Source organism: Campylobacter sp. 2352 PW (genome assembly GCF_024723575.1).
Taxonomy (GTDB): Bacteria; Campylobacterota; Campylobacteria; order Campylobacterales; family Campylobacteraceae; genus Campylobacter_D.
Genome location: NZ_JANQCX010000001.1, coordinates 60,949 through 82,413 on the forward strand (window position 1 = coordinate 60,949; position 21,465 = coordinate 82,413).

The 21,465-nt window shown below is 28.7% G+C and carries 29 protein-coding genes; 10 read left to right on the forward strand and 19 right to left on the reverse strand.

Annotation, left to right across the window (positions count from 1 at the left end; all coding sequences use genetic code 11):
* The first annotated feature begins 1 nt into the window (after position 1).
* Both CAMP5121_RS00300 and CAMP5121_RS00305 read left to right on the forward strand, forming a co-directional pair.
* A complete protein-coding gene (locus CAMP5121_RS00300) occupies positions 2-445 on the forward strand; it encodes a GatB/YqeY domain-containing protein (RefSeq protein WP_257928420.1) in 444 nt (147 codons plus the stop codon).
* Positions 442-1,095 (forward strand): DNA/RNA non-specific endonuclease, encoded by a 654-nt coding sequence (locus CAMP5121_RS00305; protein ID WP_337214464.1) that lies wholly within the window; start codon positions 442-444, stop codon positions 1,093-1,095. Before CAMP5121_RS00300 ends, CAMP5121_RS00305 begins: the two co-directional genes overlap by 4 nt.
* 30 nt (positions 1,096-1,125) lie before the next feature.
* On the opposite strand, the gene dnaK is transcribed toward CAMP5121_RS00305, so the two are convergent.
* From dnaK to CAMP5121_RS00320, 3 genes are read right to left on the reverse strand one after another with little or no spacing between them, the layout of a single operon-like run.
* Entirely contained in the window at positions 1,126-2,988 is a 1,863-nt protein-coding gene (gene dnaK, locus CAMP5121_RS00310) for a molecular chaperone DnaK (RefSeq protein WP_039628415.1), read from the reverse strand.
* Between the two features lie 22 nt (positions 2,989-3,010).
* Positions 3,011-3,520 (reverse strand): nucleotide exchange factor GrpE, encoded by a 510-nt coding sequence (gene grpE, locus CAMP5121_RS00315; protein WP_263708155.1) that lies wholly within the window; start codon positions 3,518-3,520, stop codon positions 3,011-3,013.
* Positions 3,517-4,299, reverse strand: a complete 783-nt coding sequence (locus tag CAMP5121_RS00320; RefSeq protein ID WP_337214465.1) for an HrcA family transcriptional regulator — start codon at positions 4,297-4,299, stop codon at positions 3,517-3,519. The genes grpE and CAMP5121_RS00320 overlap by 4 nt, the downstream gene beginning before the upstream one ends.
* A 238-nt stretch (positions 4,300-4,537) precedes the next feature.
* Here CAMP5121_RS00320 and CAMP5121_RS00325 point away from each other — a divergent pair, with 238 nt between their 5' ends.
* Positions 4,538-4,669, forward strand: a complete 132-nt coding sequence (locus CAMP5121_RS00325) for a hypothetical protein (protein WP_256374638.1) — start codon at positions 4,538-4,540, stop codon at positions 4,667-4,669.
* Here the strand turns inward: CAMP5121_RS00325 and CAMP5121_RS00330 are convergent.
* The 5 genes from CAMP5121_RS00330 to CAMP5121_RS00350 are packed head-to-tail and all read right to left on the reverse strand — an operon-like array spanning position 4,658 to position 9,122.
* On the reverse strand, positions 4,658-5,287 hold the full coding sequence (locus CAMP5121_RS00330) for a hypothetical protein (RefSeq protein WP_337214466.1): 630 nt from the start codon (positions 5,285-5,287) through the stop codon (positions 4,658-4,660). The two genes, CAMP5121_RS00325 and CAMP5121_RS00330, sit on opposite strands and share 12 nt — an antisense overlap.
* Positions 5,284-5,520, reverse strand: coding sequence for a hypothetical protein (locus CAMP5121_RS00335; protein ID WP_263692475.1), 237 nt, complete (start codon positions 5,518-5,520; stop codon positions 5,284-5,286). Before CAMP5121_RS00335 ends, CAMP5121_RS00330 begins: the two co-directional genes overlap by 4 nt.
* Complete coding sequence (locus CAMP5121_RS00340; RefSeq protein ID WP_039618500.1) at positions 5,504-6,556, reverse strand: DHH family phosphoesterase; 1,053 nt, start codon at positions 6,554-6,556, stop codon at positions 5,504-5,506. Before CAMP5121_RS00340 ends, CAMP5121_RS00335 begins: the two co-directional genes overlap by 17 nt.
* A gap of 9 nt (positions 6,557-6,565) precedes the next feature.
* Positions 6,566-8,725, reverse strand: coding sequence for a flagellar biosynthesis protein FlhA (gene flhA, locus CAMP5121_RS00345; RefSeq protein ID WP_263678690.1), 2,160 nt, complete (start codon positions 8,723-8,725; stop codon positions 6,566-6,568).
* Positions 8,718-9,122, reverse strand: coding sequence for an Rrf2 family transcriptional regulator (locus CAMP5121_RS00350; protein WP_263663184.1), 405 nt, complete (start codon positions 9,120-9,122; stop codon positions 8,718-8,720). The genes flhA and CAMP5121_RS00350 overlap by 8 nt, the downstream gene beginning before the upstream one ends.
* Before the next feature lie 175 nt (positions 9,123-9,297).
* Between CAMP5121_RS00350 and rpsO the strand changes: the two genes are divergently transcribed.
* Positions 9,298-9,570, forward strand: a complete 273-nt coding sequence (gene rpsO / locus CAMP5121_RS00355; protein ID WP_012661650.1) for a 30S ribosomal protein S15 — start codon at positions 9,298-9,300, stop codon at positions 9,568-9,570.
* 189 nt (positions 9,571-9,759) lie between these two features.
* Here rpsO and CAMP5121_RS00360 read toward each other — a convergent pair whose 3' ends face one another.
* The 5 genes from CAMP5121_RS00360 to ilvC are packed head-to-tail and all read right to left on the reverse strand — an operon-like array spanning position 9,760 to position 13,868.
* On the reverse strand, positions 9,760-10,653 hold the full coding sequence (locus CAMP5121_RS00360; protein WP_337214467.1) for an RsmB/NOP family class I SAM-dependent RNA methyltransferase: 894 nt from the start codon (positions 10,651-10,653) through the stop codon (positions 9,760-9,762).
* Complete coding sequence (ruvX, locus tag CAMP5121_RS00365) at positions 10,640-11,026, reverse strand: Holliday junction resolvase RuvX (protein WP_337214468.1); 387 nt, start codon at positions 11,024-11,026, stop codon at positions 10,640-10,642. Before ruvX ends, CAMP5121_RS00360 begins: the two co-directional genes overlap by 14 nt.
* Positions 11,023-11,790 carry a DNA-processing protein DprA gene (locus tag CAMP5121_RS00370; RefSeq protein ID WP_337214469.1) on the reverse strand — a complete coding sequence of 256 codons (768 nt, stop codon included), beginning with the start codon at positions 11,788-11,790 and terminating at the stop codon, positions 11,023-11,025. The genes ruvX and CAMP5121_RS00370 overlap by 4 nt, the downstream gene beginning before the upstream one ends.
* The gene (locus tag CAMP5121_RS00375; protein ID WP_337214470.1) at positions 11,777-12,844 is read right to left on the reverse strand and encodes a divergent polysaccharide deacetylase family protein; all 1,068 of its coding nucleotides are present in this window, start codon (positions 12,842-12,844) and stop codon (positions 11,777-11,779) included. The genes CAMP5121_RS00370 and CAMP5121_RS00375 overlap by 14 nt, the downstream gene beginning before the upstream one ends.
* 1 nt (position 12,845) lies before the next feature.
* Positions 12,846-13,868 carry a ketol-acid reductoisomerase gene (gene ilvC, locus CAMP5121_RS00380; RefSeq protein ID WP_337214471.1) on the reverse strand — a complete coding sequence of 341 codons (1,023 nt, stop codon included), beginning with the start codon at positions 13,866-13,868 and terminating at the stop codon, positions 12,846-12,848.
* 107 nt (positions 13,869-13,975) lie between these two features.
* On the opposite strand from ilvC, the gene CAMP5121_RS00385 reads away from it, so the two are divergent.
* The 6 genes from CAMP5121_RS00385 to CAMP5121_RS00410 all read left to right on the forward strand — a co-directional run bounded on the left by CAMP5121_RS00385 (position 13,976) and on the right by CAMP5121_RS00410 (position 18,835).
* On the forward strand, positions 13,976-15,916 hold the full coding sequence (locus CAMP5121_RS00385) for a ribonuclease R family protein (protein ID WP_337214472.1): 1,941 nt from the start codon (positions 13,976-13,978) through the stop codon (positions 15,914-15,916).
* A complete protein-coding gene (gene holA, locus CAMP5121_RS00390; RefSeq protein ID WP_337214473.1) occupies positions 15,909-16,874 on the forward strand; it encodes a DNA polymerase III subunit delta in 966 nt (321 codons plus the stop codon). Before CAMP5121_RS00385 ends, holA begins: the two co-directional genes overlap by 8 nt.
* A 91-nt stretch (positions 16,875-16,965) precedes the next feature.
* Positions 16,966-17,340, forward strand: a complete 375-nt coding sequence (gene rpsF, locus CAMP5121_RS00395) for a 30S ribosomal protein S6 (protein ID WP_263663175.1) — start codon at positions 16,966-16,968, stop codon at positions 17,338-17,340.
* A 3-nt stretch (positions 17,341-17,343) separates the two neighbouring features.
* Positions 17,344-17,871 (forward strand): single-stranded DNA-binding protein, encoded by a 528-nt coding sequence (locus CAMP5121_RS00400; RefSeq protein WP_263663174.1) that lies wholly within the window; start codon positions 17,344-17,346, stop codon positions 17,869-17,871.
* A 10-nt stretch (positions 17,872-17,881) separates the two neighbouring features.
* Entirely contained in the window at positions 17,882-18,142 is a 261-nt protein-coding gene (gene rpsR, locus CAMP5121_RS00405; RefSeq protein WP_039618521.1) for a 30S ribosomal protein S18, read from the forward strand.
* Positions 18,143-18,193: 51 nt separating this feature from the next.
* Entirely contained in the window at positions 18,194-18,835 is a 642-nt protein-coding gene (locus CAMP5121_RS00410) for a MarC family protein (protein ID WP_337214474.1), read from the forward strand.
* On the opposite strand, the gene CAMP5121_RS00415 is transcribed toward CAMP5121_RS00410, so the two are convergent.
* The 6 genes from CAMP5121_RS00415 to fliW are packed head-to-tail and all read right to left on the reverse strand — an operon-like array spanning position 18,817 to position 21,363.
* Complete coding sequence (locus CAMP5121_RS00415; protein ID WP_263678705.1) at positions 18,817-19,239, reverse strand: hypothetical protein; 423 nt, start codon at positions 19,237-19,239, stop codon at positions 18,817-18,819. The two genes, CAMP5121_RS00410 and CAMP5121_RS00415, sit on opposite strands and share 19 nt — an antisense overlap.
* On the reverse strand, positions 19,236-19,493 hold the full coding sequence (locus tag CAMP5121_RS00420; RefSeq protein WP_337214475.1) for a hypothetical protein: 258 nt from the start codon (positions 19,491-19,493) through the stop codon (positions 19,236-19,238). The genes CAMP5121_RS00415 and CAMP5121_RS00420 overlap by 4 nt, the downstream gene beginning before the upstream one ends.
* Complete coding sequence (locus tag CAMP5121_RS00425) at positions 19,493-19,963, reverse strand: prepilin-type N-terminal cleavage/methylation domain-containing protein (protein ID WP_337214476.1); 471 nt, start codon at positions 19,961-19,963, stop codon at positions 19,493-19,495. Before CAMP5121_RS00425 ends, CAMP5121_RS00420 begins: the two co-directional genes overlap by 1 nt.
* On the reverse strand, positions 19,947-20,243 hold the full coding sequence (locus tag CAMP5121_RS00430; RefSeq protein WP_039618527.1) for a hypothetical protein: 297 nt from the start codon (positions 20,241-20,243) through the stop codon (positions 19,947-19,949). The genes CAMP5121_RS00425 and CAMP5121_RS00430 overlap by 17 nt, the downstream gene beginning before the upstream one ends.
* On the reverse strand, positions 20,240-20,968 hold the full coding sequence (locus CAMP5121_RS00435) for a pyrroline-5-carboxylate reductase (protein ID WP_263678707.1): 729 nt from the start codon (positions 20,966-20,968) through the stop codon (positions 20,240-20,242). The genes CAMP5121_RS00430 and CAMP5121_RS00435 overlap by 4 nt, the downstream gene beginning before the upstream one ends.
* Positions 20,968-21,363 carry a flagellar assembly protein FliW gene (fliW, locus tag CAMP5121_RS00440; RefSeq protein ID WP_263663168.1) on the reverse strand — a complete coding sequence of 132 codons (396 nt, stop codon included), beginning with the start codon at positions 21,361-21,363 and terminating at the stop codon, positions 20,968-20,970. The genes CAMP5121_RS00435 and fliW overlap by 1 nt, the downstream gene beginning before the upstream one ends.
* Positions 21,364-21,465: the final 102 nt, after the last annotated feature.

Consider the following 21,465-nt stretch of genomic DNA (forward strand, 5'->3'; position numbering starts at 1 on the left):
AATGAGTTTAAAAGATCAAATTTTAGAAGATATTAAAGAAGCTATGCGTAATAAAGATGATTTTAAAAGAAACACTTTAAGAACTCTTAATGCTAGCTTTAAACAAATAGAAGTTGATGAGAGAATTACGCTTAGTGATGAAAGAATATACAAAATCATTGCGAGCGAGATTAAAAAACGAAATGAAGCAGCTTTGGCTTTTTCTAAAGGCTCTAGAGAAGATTTAGCACAAAAAGAACTCCAAGAAGTAGCTATTTTAAGTGCTTATTTGCCAAAACAACTTAGCGATGAGGAATTAGAAAGCGAGCTAAAAAAACTTATAAATAAATTACAAATTAGCTCTTTAAAAGAACAAGGTATTTTGATGAAAGAAGCTAAAGCAGCTTTTGGCGCAAGCGTTGATGGTAAAAGACTTAATGAAATGGTAAGAAAGCTTTTAGCATGAAAAAAGTTTTAACGCTTTGCGCCTTAGCTTTAAGCTCTTTTGCTTATACTCAATATGAATTACATCCTAGCTTTAAAGCTTATTTTAAAGACTGCTCTTTATTGATGGATAAATATTATTATATTAATTGTTATGATTATAATTATAAAAGCACTAAGGCTATTGCTTATAAACTAGAAGCTAAAATTTTAAATCAAGGACACATCAAAAAACGCCCAAGATTTCAAGAAGATACCAATATTCCTAAAAAATATAGAACTTATTGGGAGGATTATCTAAGAAGTGGTTATACAAGAGGGCATGTCGTGCCAAATCAATCCATGAATGCGACCCCACAAGCTCAACTTAGTACTTTTTTAATGAGCAACATAACTCCGCAAAAAAAAGATATTAATGCAGAAATTTGGAATGAAATCGAACAAAGAGAAAGATATTTAGCAAAGAAAAATAAAGAATTAGAGGTCTTAAATTTAGTACTTTATGATGATAAGCCAAAACGCATTAAAAACAACATAGCTATTCCTAGTTTTTATGTCAAAATTCTTAAGGCTAAAAATTTCAGCGAATGTTATAAAGTGCCAAATAATGATAATTTTGCAAGATTTGATAGAAATTATTTTAAGGAAGATTGTAAAAAATATATTGATTAAACTAGAAGCGCAAGGCTTCTAGTTTAGTTTTTACTCAACTTCAGCATCGATTACATCATCGTCTTTTTTCTTTTGAGCATTTGGCTCTTCTTTTTTATACATATTTTCTGCTAATTTATGAGAAACTTCGCTTAAAGCTTTCATTTTGCTTTCAATTTCTTCTTTAGAAGCATTAGCATTTTTCAATGTCTCTTTTAACTCATCTAAAGCTTTTTGAATATTTGCTTTATCATCATCACCTACTTTATCTCCAAGCTCACTTAAAGATTTTTCTACTTGATGCACTAAGCTATCAGCAGCATTTCTAGCTTCTACTGCTTCTTTGCGTTTTCTATCTTCTTCTTTGTGAAGCTCTGCATCTTTTACCATGTTATTGATCTCTTCTTCACTTAGTCCACTTGAACCTGTGATTTTAATCTCTTGAGCTTTACCTGTAGCTTTATCTTTTGCACTAACTGTTAAAATACCATTTGCATCAATATCAAAAGTTACTTCAATTTGTGGCATACCGCGAGGTGCTGGTGGAATTCCTTCAAGATTGAAATTTCCCAAAGATTTATTATCACGGCTAAATTCTCTCTCACCTTGTAAAACATTGATAGTAACTGCGCTTTGATTATCTTCAGCAGTTGAGAAAACTTGCTCTTTTTTAGTTGGTATAGTTGTACCTTTTTCGATGATTTTAGTCATCACCCCACCTAAAGTTTCAATACCCAAAGAAAGTGGAGTAACATCAAGCAATAATACATCTTTAACATCACCTTTAATAACCGCACCTTGAATTGCCGCACCTATTGCAACAACTTCATCAGGATTTACTGATTTATTAAGCTCTTTTCCAAAAGCTTTTTTAACTTCTTCTTGTACCAGTGGAACACGGGTAGAACCACCCACCATAACGATTTCTTTTACTTCGCTTTTATCAAGCCCTGCATCTTTTACTACTTCGTTAATCTTACTAATAGTTTCAGCAACTAAGCCATCAATCATACTTTCAAATTTAGCTCTTGTTAGAGTTTTAGTTAAGTGTTTTGGACCACTTGCATCAGCTGTGATAAATGGTAAATTAATATTAGTTTCATTAGCTGAACTTAATTCTTTTTTAGCATTTTCAGCTGCTTCTTTTAATCTTTGTAAAGCCATTACATCGTTTTTAAGATCAATACCTGTTTCATCTTTAAACTCATTTGCTAAAAAGTCGATTAATTTATTATCAAAATCATCACCGCCTAAAAATGCATTACCACCGGTTGCTAAAACTTCTACAACATTATCACCTGTTTCAAGCACAGTAACATCAAATGTACCACCACCTAAATCATAAACTACAATTTTTTCACTTTCTTTTTTATCAAGTCCATAAGCCAAAGCTGCTGCAGTTGGTTCATTGATAATTCTTAATACATTTAATCCTGCAATTTGTCCTGCTTCTTTTGTAGCTTTTCTTTGTGCATCATTAAAATACGCTGGAACAGTAATAACCGCATCTTCTACTTTTTCACCCAAGAAAGCCTCTGCATCTTCTTTTAATTTCATTAAAACTTTTGCTGAAATTTCTTGTGGAGTATAAATTTTACCTGCTATTTCAATCGCACAAGCCCCATTTCTTTCTGTGATATGATAAGGTAAGCGATTTTTAGCTTCTTTTGCTGCTTCTTCATTGATCATTAAACCCATAATTCTTTTTATAGAATAAATAGTTTTTTCAGGATTAGTCACAGCTTGACGCTTAGCACTATCTCCAACTAAAACTTCACCTTTATCTGTAAAAGCAACTACTGAAGGAGTAGTATTTTTACCTTCTTTATTTGGGATAACCTTACTCTCACCTCTTTCATATACACTCACACAAGAATTTGTTGTACCTAAATCTATACCTATAACTTTTGCCATTTTTTATCCTTTTTATTAAATTTTATTTTGCAACACTAACTTTTGCTGATCTAATCACTCTATCATTCATCATATAGCCCTTTTGTAAAAGCTGAACGATATGATTGCTTTCATGATCAGCACTTTCAACATGAAACATCGCCTCATGTAAATTTGGATCAAACTCACCATTTGCTTCTATTACCTTAACCATATGTTTTTCAAGTTTTTTCAAAAGCAAATCTAAAGTGTTTTGAACCCCTTCTTTGATTTTTAAACTTAATTCATCATTGGCTTCTACATTAATAGCCGCCTCTAATGCATCAACTACATCAAGCAAATCTTTAGCAAAACTTTCATTTGCATAAATTGTTGCTGCAATTTTTTCTTTTTCCATTCTTTTTTTGATATTTTCAAATTCAGCATTTGCTCTTAAATAAGTATCTTTTAACTCATTATACTCTGCTTGAAGTTTTTCTAATTCATTGTTTTGACTTTCTGAATTTTCCACTGTTTCTTCTTGCATTTGCTCATTTTGCTTTTCTTCGCTCACGCAGCCTCCTTTATAATATTTAACATTGTTTTAAAATCAGAATACACACTACCGGCAAAAACCATATTAGATTCTTTACCTAAAAATGTACTCTTAAGCTTTAACCCCATAAAACCCTCTTCAAATAAAGGATCAAATTGCAATTTATCGTTAAAATAAAATCCAATTTGAGGAGATAAAAGCTTAGCAAATTCATCATTTTGATAAATTTGATAAGCTTTACTCTCATTATATCTATAATAAACCATAGCATCTTTTAACATGGCAATTTTCTCTGACAACTCTTTAAACTCAACCCTAAAAGCTAAATTTTCAATACTTTTTAGATCAAGTCCTATAAGTCTTTGTAAGAAAATTAAACTATCTTGACTAAATCTTAAAACCAACTCATTTTGTCCAAAATCAAGTATGATAAATTTATCATTAACCTTAGTAATATCTTGCAAAATAAGCTCATCACCACCATAAACTAAGGTATAAATTTCAAACTTATCAAGCAAAAACTCTAGCAAAGCAAGATCGTTAATCACAATCTCATCTTCGCAAAGTTGCTCATACCAATAAGCCTTCATAGCAGTAAAAGTTGGTATGCGACCACTACTAATGTGAAGTTGTGTTAATACACCCTCATCACTTAATTTTTTAAAATAAACTCTTATAGTAGAAGCAGGTATGCTAACTTTATGATTTAACTCATTAGAACCCACAGGATTATTACCCTCTAGATAGGTCTCAATGATGGTTTTTAAAATTAAATCTTTTTTACTATAAGACTTCACTATAAAACCTTAGTTTTTAATTTAGCACTCAATGTTTTTAAGTGACAAAATAATTATACAACTTTAGTATAATAATGTCAAGTTATTTTTAAATAAAAATATTTAAAATTATTTAGTCTATATAACTAAAGTTTATTTAGTTATTTATATATAATATATAAAAATTTATTTTTCAGTTTTTTTAAAAGAAAAGATAATATAATTGCATCTAGCAATATTTTTTAAAAGGTTTATAATAATGAAAAATCTTACTTTAAGAGAAAAGCAAGATCTAGAAGCTTATGTGTTTTCTAATATAGAAAGAAAAAAAATGGCTTTAAGTAGAATTTTAAAATTATATTATTTAAGATTTTTTAGATTAGTTTTTTAATTTATATTTTTTCATACCCTCTTTTGTGAAAGATAAGTCTTTAAAATCAGGAGATGAGATTAACTCCATACAAGTTTTATCTAAATTTTCCATTCCGCTTATTTGCATACTAGCTTGCAAATTTTCATCTAAATATAAATCAAAAACTACACAAGCTTGATTATTAACCTTGTAAAGAATTTTTCCACCTTTTTTCTCATCTAGTTTATACGCTTGTAATTTATCATTTTTACTCATTTTTTTAATTTCATTTGCAAAAGATTGATGTAAGGTATAATAAATCATAAAATCACGCATTATATTTTTAATATCAACAATTTCTTTTCTTAGTTTTGATAAATCTTTAGTGTATAAGCTTATAAATTGCGTATTTAAGTACTCATTTAGACTTTTTTCGTTTAAATTTTCACATAATGGATAAATTTTAACCACAAAAGCCTTATCTTTAGCAAGTACTATATCCACACAAGCTTGTTTGTTTTGTTTGTATTCTAAAAATAAAGCTTGACTTGAGCTTAAATTTAGCGTGTTTTGTTTATTGTAAGCAAAATCACTTAAATCTTCATAGATATTTGCATAAGAAAAAATTCCCGCAAAAAGCAATAATAAAATTTTCATTCAAATAAATCTTTATGGTGATTTTTTAAGTACTCTACTACTTCTAAGATCTCATCAACTCCTTCTTTTTGAGTATTTTGACAAACCTCATCAATACAATCAATATAAAGTCCAATTGCTTTTTCTAATTTTACTCTTTTTACCCCAGCAAACAAAAGCATTGCCTCTAAAACTATGCTTAATTCATATTGTAAATTTTCTATTTCTTCTTTAAAATCATGATTTGTTTTCATTATTTTCCTTTAATTCTTTGCTTTTAATTAAATCTACAAATTGTGCTTTTATGAAATCATAATTAGAGCTATCTTTATACGCAGCAAACAATCCACCGCTAGCGTTTTTATGCCCTCCCCCATTGACCAAGCTTTTAGCCATCAAACTCACATCGATTTTATTATTTGCTCTAAAACTTAAGGTTTTTCTCGAACTAAGATCAACAAAAAAATCAAAATCGGGATTTTGCATTAAAAAATCATTTCCAATTACAGAAGTATTGCCTATATTTGAAGTTAATAAACCTTTACTTCCTTTATAAAATACACTAAATTTTTCTTTATTTACACTTAGTCTTTCTACCACAAATTTAGAAATTAAATTGCTTAAGGTGTCATCATTTTCTTTTTTAAAAAAAGATTTTTTTAAGCCATGCAAATCATCATCTAAATTAATATGAGCATTTTTTTGATGAATGTATTTTCTACAAACATCAAAAAGATAAAAAAGATATTTGATATTTTCTTGTGCAAACATTACCCTATTGATTTCTTTTGCTCCAGAAACCATACCAAGCAGTACTTTTCCAAGCTCAAAATTCTCATCTTCACTCAACCAAATATCTACTGCATTTACCACATCCACAAATTCTGACAAAGCCTTATTTTCACCATAACATTTACTAAAAAAATCATAAACAATCTTAGTAGCACATCTTTTATCATCTAAAAAATACCAAGGATATTTTTGCATACATTCTAAGCCACTTTGATGATGATCTAAAAGTAAAAGTTTGATTTTTTTGCCTTCTATAGCTTTTTGAAAATCTTCACATTGGCTTAAAGTCAAATTTAAATCCGTGATTAAAATCACAAATTCTTCATTAGGATTTTGCTTTAAATCTTCCTCTATATTTTTAAAAATCACATTAAAATTTTCATTAATCTCTTTACCATAATTAGAATTATAAAAATAACAATTCTTAAAATAAAAATCTAGCACATACTGACAAGCATAGCCGTCTAAATCTGTATGTGAAAGATGATAAATTTTCATATTTTTCCTTTATAAATTATCAACTTTTATGATACCTTCTGTTTCAAATTTGGTATTTTCTGCAATCTCAGCAAAACTCAAAACCGTAATATTAATACCAAAATTAGAACAAATATCAGCAATAAATTTTCTAAGTTGTGGCTCAACACAAAGCAAGAAAGGTTTAATTCTTGTATTTGCTACACTTGCAAGTTCAGCTTTTAAAGCTTCTACTAAAGCACCAGTTTGAGCTACATTTATCATTAAATGATACGAACCATCTTTAAACTGCACATGCTCCATTAATTTTGCAGCAGCAGCAGCATCAAAAATATAAAAGCTAATTTGCCCTTTTTCATCCACATATAAATTTGTAATTGCTCTTGCTAAAGAAGCTCTTACATGCTCAATAATCATATCCAAACTCTTACTTACTTCAGCTATATCACTAATTGATTCTAAAATTGTAAGCATATCTTTAATAGGAATATGCTCTTTAAGTAAAGCTTTTAAAACTTTTTGGATTAAACCTATGCTAGCAACTCTTAAACAATCATCTACCACGATAGGATAATCATTTTTGATTTTATCCAATAAATTTTGAACCTCTTGTTTAGTTAAAAGCTCTGAAGCATTAGCTTTTATAAGCTCACTCATATGGGTTGAAATCACACTTGCTGGATCAATTACAATATAACCATTTAGCGTTGCCTCATCTTTTAAAGATGATTCAATCCACAAAGCATCAGAATTAAAAGCAGGTTCTTTAGTAGCTATACCCTCGATAGGTTCAGTTATAAAACCACTATCCATAGCCAGATATTTATCTGGATAAATTTCAGCACTAGCTATACCCACACCTTTGAGCTTGAAAGTATATTCATTAGGCTTTAATTGCAAATTATCTCTAATTCTAATTTTTGGCATCAAAAAGCCTAAACTTTGAGCTATATTGCGTCTTGTTGATCTAATACGCTCTGTTAATTCACTTTCTGCTAATTTAATAAGTCCATAGCCTAATTCTAATTCTAAAATTTCTAATTTTAAAATATCTGTGATTTTGTTTTCTTCTTCTTTTAAAATTTCTTCCTCACTGCGTTTTTGAGGTTTAGCTTGCTCTTGCTCATCAGCTTCTTGGGATTTTTTAGCCGAAATTGTATTGATTTGAATTTTACCTTCTTGCACTTGTTTTATCATATAACCAAGACCCAAAAACACCAAAGCCATAAAACCCAAAGAAAAATGCGGTAAACCAGGTACTAAAGCAAAAATAAATAAAACAAAACCTACAATTAATAGTGTTTTGTATTCTCCTAAAAGCTGATTAATAGAACCTTCAGCAAAATTATCCTCATCTTTACTAGCACGCGTGATGATAATTGCAGTTGCTGTTGAAGTGATAAGCCCAGGAATTTGAGAAACAAGTCCATCACCTATTGTTAATATAGTATAAGTTGAAGCACATTCTCCAAGCTCCATATCATGCTGAAAATAACCTATCATAAACCCACCAATTAAATTTACAATGGTGATGATAATCCCAGCAACAGCGTCCCCTTTTATAAATTTAGAAGAACCATCCATTGCTCCATAAAAATTTGCTTCGGCTATAATTTCTTGGCGTCTTGCGCGTGCAGTTTTTTCATCAATCAAACCTGCATTTAAATCCGCATCAATAGCCATTTGTTTACCTGGCATTGCATCAAGGGTAAATCTTGCTTGAACCTCAGAAACCCTTGTACTACCTTTGGTTACAACCATAAAATTAATCAAAACCAAAATACAAAAAACAACCATACCTATAACATAATTGCCACCAACAACAAATTCACCAAAACTTGCTACTATATCACTAACAGCTGCTGGACCTTGATGACCCTCACTCAAAATCATACGCGTTGTAGCAATATTAAGTGAAAGCCTAAAAAGTGTGATGATCAAAATCAACGTTGGAAAAGTTGTTAAATCCGTAGGCTTTGGTATATACAAAGAAATTAAAATAATTAAAACTGAAATGGCAATACTTAAAGCAAGAAAAAAGTCTAAAACTATACTTGGTAAAGGCACTATAATAATTGCTAAAATTGCAATAATTACGGCTACTATAGTTAAACTTTTTGCCTTTAAAATAGGTGCAACAAGCGGAGCAACCCAAGGCAATACTAAGCTAAAAATATCTCTTTTAGCCATTATTTTGAATAATATCCTCTAAGGTAATAGAAACTAAAAAATCATCTATCTTATTTTGAAGTTTCACTAAAACTGGCATAATTTTGCAATTATCCTCTTTTTGAGAAGGACAAATTCCATTACTACATTCAAAAACATTAATAGATTTTTTCTCTACGCTATTGATAATTTCTTTTAAAGTGTATTCACTCGGCTGCTTAATAAGCGCAAAACCACCCTTAGCTCCCTTGTAAGACTTCAAAAGTGCATCTTTAGCAAGAGCTTGTAAAATTTTTGCTAAAAAACTTTTAGGTATATCTAAGACATTTGACATAGTATCTACATCTTGTGGTTCTTGGGATTTTGCTATATGAATTAAAGATAATAAAGCATATTCGCTAGCTTTGGTAAATAACATTTGTTCCTTTCAAGTTATAAATAAAATATATTATTGGTTATTAATAAAAATTTTTATTATATCAAAAATAAGTATCGATAAATATTAAATTTCATATTTTTTAAATTTCAGCATTCTTTTTGGTTTTTTAGTTATAATTACACTTTTTATTTTAATACCGCTCAGGAGGTCTATTATGGCTTTAGATTCGGCTAAAAAAGCAGAAATAGTTGCAAAATTTGCTAGAAAAGAAGGAGATACAGGTTCTCCAGAAGTTCAAATCGCACTTTTAAGCGCAAGAATTTCAGATTTAACAGAACATTTAAAAATCTACAAAAAAGATTTTTCTTCTCGCTTAGGTCTTTTAAAGCTTGTTGGTCAAAGAAAAAGACTTTTATCTTATCTAAAAAGAAAAGATTATCAAGCTTATTCTAAATTAATTAGCGAATTAAACTTAAGAGATAAATAAGCTTCGTGCTTATTTATCTTTAATATATTTTTTATTACATTTATTTACTACTACTTTAATTTAAGTTTTCAAAATTTCATCGTTTTATTCACAAGAGTTTCACAGTGTGAATTTACCTTCTAAGCACCTAAAAATAGCACTTTAAGTTTTAAACTAAAAAACATTTTTCACATTTAATTTTATTGATTTTTAATATTTTTTCACTTTTGCTATAAAAAACCCATCTGCATAGTCATCTGGTAAAACTCTTTTAGCAAATGATAAATCAAATTCATCACTCTTTGCACATATAAAATCAACATTAACCAAATTAAAATCAAGCAATTCTAATTTAAAATTTTCATTTCTTAATGCATTTTCTAAAACTGCTTCATTTTCTTCTCTTAAAAATGTACAAGTGCTATATACTAATTCTCCGCCATGTTTTAAAGCTAATAATGCTGAATGCAAAAGCTTTTTTTGCAAATTTGCAATTTGCTTAATTTCTTTTGTGTTTTTTTGGATTTCAAAACCTATTTTTGCAAAAGTTGAGCAAGGTGCATCAAGTAAAATTTTATCAAATTTCAAAGGACAAGCCTTGCCTATAATGCGTGCATCTTTTAAGAAACATTTTGCAATTTTAACTTGATAATTTTCCATAGTTTTTTTTAAGGTAAAAAAACGTGTTTTAGATAATTCACAACTTGCCAAATAACCCTCATTTTGCATAAAATTAGCCAAATTTAAACTTTTTCCACCAGGAGCTGCACACATATCTAATACACTCTCACCAGCTTTAACACCCAAAGCTTTAGCACATAAATACGAAGAATAATTTTGTATATAAAACTTGCCCTCATTAAAAGCTTTCAGTGAACTTAGTTTGCTTTTGAAGATACATGGAATTTTATAACAATATAGATCAATTTTTTCAAATTCTATATTTTCATTATTTAAAATTTCTTCTAATTCATCATTATCAACAAGCAAGGAATTTCTAAAAATATTAATATATTTTTCTTGATTAAAACTTTGAAGGATTTGTTCTTTTTGCTCTTTTGTATAAATTTCATCTAAAGCTGTATTTAAATCAAGTAAGGCCATAAAAATCCTTTAAAAACAAATACGCAGCTAAAGAATCAAGTTTGCCATCTTTTTTCTTTAAATTCACCATGCCAAGTTCTTGTGCATTTTTAGAACTAAAACTCTCATCGACAAAAAAAACTTCTTTGTCAAAATCAAGTAAAGATATGAAATATTCCACCCTTTTTCGCATTTCATCTTCACTAGATCCACCTAAAGGAATTCCTACTACTAAAGTATTTATATCATACTCTTTGATGTACTTTTTTACCTCATTTGCTGCTTGGTTACGGTTTTTTCTAATAATAGCTTCAAGTGGCATAGCTATACTTTTATTAACACACAAAGCAACACCAATACGCTTTAAGCCTATATCTAATGCTAAAGTTTTCATATGCAAGATCTTATTTTCACTCCAGATATTTCTACCAAACCCTCAAGTTCATACTCATAAACTCTATCGCCAAATTTTTTCAAAACTTTTTCTAAATCATCTTCATGTTTTAAAAAACTTAACAAATCATCTTCACTTTGCTCATAATGAAGCTCTCCAAACATTTTTACAAATTCATCAAAATCATGAATTAAATTTGCCTTTTTTGTAGCTAAAAGCAAATTTGTTCCTTCGCTTTCATTTTTCCTATGAGGTAATACATATATAGGTTTATTCATACCTAAAGCAAGTCTTGCACTTTGCATAGAACCACTTTTTAAATCAGCTTGAGCTATTATAACAACCTCGCTTAAAGCAATAATAAGTCTATTTCTTAATAAAAAATCATAGGGCTTTGCCTTGTAATTTCCTTCATTTTCACTTAAGGCTAATGCATTTTTATAAATATTTAAAATTTCATTTGTGTTTGCTTTTGGATAAATCTCATCAAGCCCATTAGCAAATATAGCTATGGTTTGAGGGTAAGCTATTTTAGCTGCTTGGATATCAACCCCCAAAGCCCCGCCACTTACCACACAAACCTTAGCTTTTTTTAACAAAGTCACCAATTCAACAAGACAATTTTTGGTATAAACACTCATTTTTCTAGAACCTATAACAGCTACTTTTCTAGCATTTAAAAGCTCTAAATTGCCTTTATAATAAATCTTTGAAGGTGGATTTAAAAGATTTTTAAAATCCTCAATATTTTCAATAAATTTCATTTAAATACACAAGCTCAACTGATTTTAGCAATTCTTTACTTTGTACCAAAGCTTTAAAAGTCTTTTCTCTTGGATGACCAATAGCGATAGCAAAACCTTTCTTTTTTGCCTCTTCTACTGCTTGTTTGAGTTGATTTTTAATATATGTTATATCATCTTCATTATCCAAAAAAACATCTCTAGCTATATAAGGCTGATTAAACTGATTTGCTAAGTTTTTTGCTTTAGATTTTCCTATGGTTCTTGAATCAACAAAAATAAAATCGTTTTGTTTAAAAGCATTAAATAATTTTTCCATAGCCTGCTTATTTGCAGTAAATAAACTTCCTGTGTGGTTGTTAATAAATTTTGCTCTTGGAAATTGCTCTTTTACAAAAGCTACACGCTTGCTTATTTTTTGCATATCATCGCTAGGGTGTAAAGTATTTAATTCTGCCTTGTCATATTTTATAGCAGCAAGGGGCAAATGCACCATAAAAAAGTCAAAATCCTTTGCAAACTCAGCTGTATAAGGATGGCGTTTATCAGGCGGGAAAAAAGATGGGATTAATTTTAAATTTGTTTTTTTAAGCATATCTACATGAGTGTGACTTGCCATATCATCTATGATAATTGCTAAACGAGGTTTGGTATTTTTTTGTATTAGAATTTGAGTTTTATTATCCTCATTTTTATCTGATATATTTTGCTCTTCATTTTTTGATTCTTTGCTTGCATTTTGATCTATTACTTTTAAAATTGAAGTTTGATTATCTTCTTTAGTTTGATTTAACTCTGTATTTACAGGGTTTAAATTTAAAATTTCACTAATATTTTTATCTAAAAATTCTAAATTTTCATTTTCTAAAGTCAAATTTATATCATTAAAACTAAAATTATTTTCTTGCTCTTTTGTGGGTAGTAATGATTCTTTTTTGTTTATTGTTTGATTGTAATCTAAACCTTTATTTTCTTCTTTTTTTAAAAACAAAGCTCCAAATGCAAAAAGAAAAATTCCAATTACAACAAGACAAAGTGCTAAAAGCACTTTGTATTTTTTGTTTATAGTTTTCAAATTAGTTTTTATCTTTATCAACTAATTTTTTAGCACTAATCCAAGGCATCATAGCGCGAAGTTCGCGTCCTGTTTTTTCTATCAAAGAATCATTCATTAATTTACGCTCTGCATGCATTCTTGCAAAATTCGCTCTTCTTTCTAAGATAAAATCTTTAGCAAAACTTCCATTTTGTATATCTTTTAAAACACCTTTCATAGCCTCTTTAGTTTCTTTGGTAATAATCTTAGGCCCTGTGATATAATCTCCATATTCAGCAGTATTAGAAACAGAATATCTCATATCAGCAATACCACCTTGATAAATCAAATCTACAATTAATTTCATTTCATGCAAACACTCAAAATACGCCATTTCAGGCTCATACCCTGCTTCAACTAAGGTTTCAAAACCAGCTTGAATTAAAGCACTAAGTCCTCCACAAAGTACTGCTTGCTCACCAAATAAATCTGTTTCAGTTTCAGCTTTAAAAGTTGTTTCTATAATACCTGTTCTACCACCACCTATAGCACTAGCATAACTTAAAGCTAAATTTTTAGCATTTTTACTCTCATCTTGGTGGATAGCAATTAAACAAGGAGTACCCCCGCCTATACTAAATTCATGCCTTACAGTATGACCTGGAGCTTTAGGAGCTATCATAATCACATCTATACCTTTTGGAGCAACAATTTGTCCATAATGGATATTAAATCCATGTGCAAATGCTAGAGTTTTACCTGTTTTTAATTCAGGTTTAATTTCCTCATTAAAAATTTCACTTTGAATTTCATCAGGAGCTAAAATCATAATCAAATCTGCTTCTTTAGTAGCTTCTTTTACACTTTTTACTATAAAATTTGCTTTTTGAGCTTTTGCCCAACTTTGCCCACCCTCTTTTAAGCCTATGATAACATCTACACCACTATCTCTTAAATTCATAGCATGAGCATGACCTTGAGAGCCAAAACCTATAATAGCTACTTTTTTTGATTTTATTAAATTAATATCACAATCTTTATCATAATAAATTGATACAGCCATTATGCACTCCTAAAATTAAAATTAAAGCAAAGATTATAACTAAAAAATATAAATTTAATCCTTTTATGATAAAATTTAAGTTTTGAAAAATTACTATAAAGAGTCTTATGAAAGAATTATTTAATCAACTAAGTTATGGTCTAAATGCTAATGAAATTACCAATAAAAACAAGCAAATAATTAGAGAATTATTAACTTGTGATATTATTAAATTTTATAAAAACAAATACTATTTAAAAGATGGCTTAACTTTTGGTAAAATTGATATTTCTGTTAATGGAACGGGATTTTTAGAAAGTTTTGATCCTGCTTTTAAGCGTGATTTGCTCATAGAAAATAAAAATTTAAAAGGAGCAAATTATGCTGATATAGTTGTGGCAAAATTACTCCCTCTTAAAAAAAAGCGCCCAAGTGCTAAAGTTATTTTAATACTTAAAAGAGCCTATGAAACATCTTTGGTTATGACTAAAAAATACGGCGAAGCAGTCCTTGGAGTAAATATTCAAACAGGACTTACATGTGCCTTAAAAGCCTCTCAAAAATCCTTAAAAGCTCTGCCTTTAGGAACTATTTTAAAAATAGAAAATCATGATAATAATATCACTGAAGTGATAGGGCATATTGATGATGATTTTGTAGATGAAAAAATTTCCTTAGCACTTTTTAATAAAAATGCAATTTTTGATAATTTATGTGAAAATGAAGCAAAAGCTTATGGAGATAAAGTTGATGCAAGTATGTATCCATCAAGAAAAGATCTTAGAAATTTAAATTTTTGCACCATTGATCCAATTGATGCAAAAGATTTTGATGATGCAATTTATTATGATAAAAATGAACATGCCATTTATGTAGCCATAGCTGATGTAAGCGCTTATGTGCATGCTTATAGCGCCATTGATAAAGAAGCAAGATCAAGAGGCTTTTCGATTTATTTTCCTCATATTGCTATACCTATGTTGCCAAGAGCTTTGAGTGAAAATATTTGCTCACTAAAACCTAATGAAGATAGATTAGCATTTTGTTTTAAAATAAGCTTAGATCAAAATAATGAAGTGGTTAAAGAAGAGCTTTTTGAGGCTATTATTAACTCAAAACGCCGTTTTAATTATGATGAAGTTGATGAGTATTTACAAACGCAAGAAGATTTAGGTGCAATTAATTGGCTTTATGAAGTTTTTAAAATCACTCAAAATTTACGCAAAAAACGATTAAGAAATGCTTGTGAATTTAAAACCCAAGAGCTAAGAATGACTTTAGATGAAAATAATAAACTCATAAAAACACGCCTTGAAAATGACACGGCCTCGCATAATTTAATCGAAGATTGTATGCTTTTAGCTAATAAAGCTGCAGCAAAACTCATTGATATAGGAGTTTTTAGAAATCACTTAAGTCCTGATTATAAAAAAATAGATCAATTACTAGCTGATCTTTCGACGCTTAGTATAGATATTAATCCTAAAAATAATGTCATAGAATTATTTAAAGACATTCAAGTCTTAGCAAATGAGCTAAATATAAGAGAAGAAGTAGATAAGCTCATCATCAAAGCACAAAAAAAGGCAGAATATTCTAGTGAAAATGCTGGACATTTTGGCTTAGGTTTTGATAAATATACCCATTTTACAAGTCCTATTAGAAGGTATTCTGATCTTATTTTACATAGACTTTTAAAAGCCAAAATCAACAATGATGAAAAAATGTTTAATTATTTACTTTTAAATATACAAAGCACTTGTGAGGAATTAAGCTTACTAGAAAGAGAGGCGGATAAAGTTGCTTGGCATTTCATGGATAGAAAATTTGCAAGATGGGCAAAAGAAAATATAGGAAAAAGATTTAAGGCTTTAGTGGTAGAAAATCAAAGTTCATTACAAGTAAAATTAAATGATGAAATTAAAGGAGCTTTGATTACCATCATAGGTTCAAGGGCAAATTTATTAGAAAATGTAGAAGTAGAAATCACTGAAGTAGATATTGTTAGTGCTAAAATTTTTGGCAAAATTACCAAGCATTTTAGTTTAGAAAGAAACCAAAATGTATAAAAATCAACTCCAAAGCTTACTTAATAGCAATAGTTTTCCTAATTTTTTCTTACTTTATGGAGCGGATAATTTCCAAATAGAGCTTTATGCTAAATTTATTAAAGACAAATACTCTTTTGATGAGAGTTTAAGATTTTATTTTGAAGAATATGATTTTAAGCAAGCTTATGATTATTTATCTAGTGCTTCCTTATTTAGTGAGAGAAAACTGCTAGAAATCAAAACTCAAAAGAAAATCCCAAGTAAAGAACTCAAACAACTTTTACAACTTTGTCAAAATTCACAAGATAATTGTTTTTTACTTGAAATTTATGATGAAAGCTCCAAACAAAGCGAAGCGGAAAAAATTTTTGCTAATAATTTTTGTAGATTTTATAAGGTAAATTCAGCTAAAGAAGGTATGGAATTACTAGCTTTAAAAGCTAAAGAATTAAATATTAACATCACTCAAAATGCCCTTTATGCTCTTTTTTATAATTTTAATGAGAATTTATATTTAGCAGCTAATGAGTTAAATAAATTTAGTGGTTTAAATATCGATGAAAAAATTATTCAAGAGCATTGTTATAGCTTAAGTACTATTAGCTTTGAAAGTTTTTTTGATAAATTAATGCAAAAACAAGATTTAAGAAACGAACTTGAAAATATTTTAGAAAATTATAATGAAATAGCACTGATTAACGCCTTATATGCAAATTTTTATAGACTTTTTAAAATTGCTTTACATGTTAAAATTTATGGAAATTTAGACTTAAAAGAAATTTTAGGCTATACCCCGCCTATTTCTGTGGCACAAAATCTTCAAAAACAAGCTCTTGTGATCAAAATATCACAATATAAATATATCTTTTTAACACTTTGTAATTGCGAATATGAATTAAAAAAGAATTCTAAAATAGAAAAAAAAGAGTTTTTAATCGCAACACTTTTACAACTTAGCTCCATATTAAAAAGTTAAATTAAGAAAACTTATGGTAAAATAAAATTTGCATTTTATGCAAAATCCTTGCCTAAAAATTTTAGGCTTTATATCCATAAGGAGAAATTAAATGAGACATTATGAAGTTTTATTCATATTAAAACCGACACTTACAGAAGAAGAAGTAAGTGCTAAGTTGGAATTCGTAAAAGAAGTCCTTACAAAAAATGGCGCAGAAATTGAAAGCGTAGTTCCAATGGGAACAAGAAAACTTGCGTATAAAATTAAAAAATACGAAAGAGGAACTTATTTTGTGATTTATTTCAAAGCTCCTACAAATTTAATAGCAGAGCTTGAAAGGGTATTAAGAATCACTGAAGAAGTAATTAGATTTTTAATCGTAAAATATGAAAATAAAAAAGAAATTGCAGCTTGGGAAAAACTAAGCAAAGGTATCAAACAAAATAAAAAAGAAATCAAAGCTAGTGAAAATACAGAAGGCTAATTAATGTTTAATAAAGTCGTTTTAGTAGGTAATCTTACAAGGGATATAGAGATGCGCTATGCTCCATCAGGTAGCGCGATAGGCTCTTCTGCTATAGCTGTAACAAGAAGATTTAGTACAAATACAGGAGAAAAAAGAGAAGAAACCTGCTTTATCGACATTAGTTTTTTTGGTAGAACAGCAGAGATTGCTAATCAATACCTTAACAAAGGTAGTAAAGTTTTAATTGAAGGTCGTTTGAGATTTGAGCAGTGGAGCGATCAAAATGGACAAAATAGATCAAAACACAGCATTCAAGTTGAGAATTTAGAAATGCTAGGTTCAACTGTACAAAATAATCAACAAAACAATTTTGACAATCAAAATTATGGCTATAATCAAAATTTTAACCAACAACAAAGTTTTGACCCTTATGCTCAAGTACAAACTAGAACAAACCCATCTAATACTTATCAAAATCCTCAAAAGGAAGCTCCTATGAAGGAAATTGATATTGATAAATATGATGATGATACAGAATTACCATTTTAAAGGAAAAAACATGGCAGAAAAAAGAAAATATTCACGTAAATATTGCAAATATACAGAAGCTAAAGTTGATTTTATAGACTATAAAGATACAGCATTGCTAAAACATGCTTTATCAGAAAGATTTAAAATCATGCCACGCCGTTTAACAGGTACTAGCAAAAAACACCAAGAAATGGTTGAAGTTGCTATTAAACGTGCAAGACATGTAGCACTTATCCCTTATATCGTAGATAGAAAAGAAGTTGTTACTAATCCTTTTGAGGGACTATAATTATTAAATCAATCCCAAGCTTAAAAGCTTGGGAAAATAAAAGGTTGTCTTATGTTTTCAGATATAGAATCTGAAATTTATGCTATTTTACTTGCTTCTGTTGCTATTATAGCAGTCTTAAATCCTTTTGGAAATCTTCCACAATTTATCGCAATGACTGAGGGCTTAGATGCTGATACGAGAAAAAAACTTTTTAGAAATATCATTTATACTGCATTTTGTATTGTTTTAGTTTTTTTACTTTCTGGACCGTTTATTATGAAATATTTATTTAAAATAGATATTAATGATTTACGAGTTGCGGGTGGTTTGATTTTAATCATTATGAGTACTAGAAACTTACTTTTTACTCCATCAAGTTCTCAATTTCAACATTATCAAGGATTAAGTCATAAAGAATTATTGAAAAAAAGTATAGTTCCAATGGCATTTCCTATGCTAGTAGGACCTGGAACACTTTCAACGATAGTGGTTATTTCAGAAGATCAAAATTTAGCTATAGCTATAGCTTCTGTACTACTTACCTTTGCTTTTATTTTTGCTTTATTTCACTTTTCAGCTACCATTGAAAAAGTCATAGGAAAGCTTGTACTTTATGTTTTTTCACGTATTGCTTTAGTTTTTATTATGGCTATGGGGGTAAAAATGATAGCTATTGGAGTTCAAACTTACATTCAATCTAATTTAGGATAAACAAAAAAACTTTTTTGTAAAAACACTTCTTCATTTACCGCTTTATTATCATTTAGCAACACACTAATATTTACCGCTATAATGCTTTTTGCATTAGCATCATTTGCTATCAATTTATATCCTTTACACTCACCCAAAGGATAAGCATAATCAATTCGTATTTTTATATTATTATATTCAAAATTATATTCATTTAAACATTCTTTACCCTCTAAATAGGCTTGATATAAAAAATATTTAGAAAGCTCTTTTGTATCATAAAGCAAAATCTTTCCTTGAGTATAAAGAGTTAAATCTTTCATAATTCTTGGAGAATATGAAGAAATTTTTATTATAAATACCATAACAAAAGAGATAAATAAAATAAAAGATATTGTATAAACCATAGCAAACGATTTTTTCATAAAAACATCCACTTAAATAAACATTCATTTTGACTTTTATCGCATATTAAAACTTTTAGCGCCTTATCATCTTGCTTGAAAATAAGCTTTGAAATATTTTGAGCTAGTAAAAAAGATCGTTTGTTATGATTTAAATCATCTATTTGCATATAAATATTTTCATTTTCTAAATATACTCTAACATAAGCATATAAAATAGTATAAAATCCACTAAATTTCTCATTATTAAAATGGATTTTCTCTCTATCATTCACTAATGCTTTATAAATTTTTGAATTTTTATATCATAAAAATACATATAATCATTAGCATATATTTTTAACTTTTTTTCGCTATGGATATCTTTATAATTACTTACAATTCCTTTAGAATTTCCATTTTCTATAAAATGTAAATTGCTTTTTGGGCTAAAAAAACTTTCATTGTTTTCTAAAATAATGCCACTAAAGTTTAATTTTTTCAATGATACATCATAAAAAATATCATCATTTGCACTCATATAGCACTCAAAAGAACTACTTGTCAATGTCGCATTTAAACAAGAATGATAAATTTTTTCCATACTAAGCAAAGTTTGATTTAAATTTAAAAATACTGTGTTGGAATTTTTAATTTTGTAACTATGATTATAAAGATGTATAGCCGGATTGCTTAAGATAACAATCAATACACCCAAGATAACAAGGCTTAGCACAAGCTCTAATAAACTAAAAGCTTTTTTCATCTATAAAGGCTTCTTTATAGGATAAATCTTTTATTTTTAAAGATTTGAGTTTAAACTCATCACTAGTGTATTCTAAAAAGTTATAAGTATTTATATTTACTTCTTTTGCTTTATATGAAGGATTTTGCATAAATAATTCTTTTTCTTCATTAAAAAGGATTTGATTTTGCCATATAATATTTAAAGATTTATTTGCAAATATAAGATAATAAGATCCAAAAACAAAAGATAAAATTACAATACAAAAAGCAAGCTCTAGGAGACTAAAAGCTTGCTTCATTTGTTTAAACTTACATTAAAAGCTTCAAAAAAAGCACCGCGCAAAGCTCTTTTTTCTAAAGCCTCAACTCCTCTTATAGTCACTCCTGCTGGAGAACAAATTTTTTCTTTAATAATAGCAGGATGTGTATGATTAAATAAAGCACTAAAGCTTTCAAAACAAGCACGAGTAAGCTCATAACTAAGCTCATTTTTTAGACCATTTTTCACACCTGCATTTGCTAAACTTTCTGCTACCAAAGCCAAAAACGCAGGAGCACAGCCACTTAAAACCATAGCCACATCAAATTCTTTTTCATTTTGCAAACCTATGGCTTTACCAAAAGTATTTAACAAAGATAAAATTTCATCTTTATATAAATCATTTTCCATCAAATACGCAGTCGCTGAGGCTTTAAATTCAGCTGCTGTATTTGGCATGATTTTTATATAATTTTGCGCATTAACACAATGAAGTTGCTCAAAAGTAGTATTTGCTAAAACTGAAATAAGCCATCTTGCCTTGCCTTTTAATTTAACAGCTACTTCTTCTAAAGCATAAGGTTTAAATGCTAAAATAACATTTTTATCTTCTAAATCAAATTCTTCATAAGATAAAACTTCTAAATTTAAGCTACTAGCTTTTTTTAAATCCCTAGCAACAATAACTACTTTATAAGTATCTTTTAAACCTTTAGCTATAGCACTTGCCATAGCGCCATTTCCTAAAATATAAATTTCAGACATTATTTTGCTTGTTTAATAAAAGCTGAAATCTTTTCAGATTGAAAATAATTAGGATATTTGCTTGTATCTAAAATCACTTGTACTAAAGAATTATTATCATAATTCATCACAACAGGCGCTAAAAAATTAACTGTAGATTCTTCTAATGGCTCATTAATAGCGACAATAACAAATACACCAAAATTAGTTTGTTCATTTAAAGCTAATAATTCTTGATAATAATCAGGTACTTCAAAATCATAATCGGGACGGATCATATAAGGATCAATCATCACAAAAGAAAAATCTTTACCATCAAGGCTTTTAAGTCTATAAAAAACCTCATCTATTTTATAAAAGTTCATATTTTTGGTATCTTCAAACCCCAAAATAGGACATTTAACCTCTAAGTTCATTTTGCCTCCTAAAATCTATTGACTAAGAAATTACAACTCATAAAGCAATTTTAGTTCCAACTTTTTAAATTATGCTAATTAAAACTTTTTGATTATAATTTT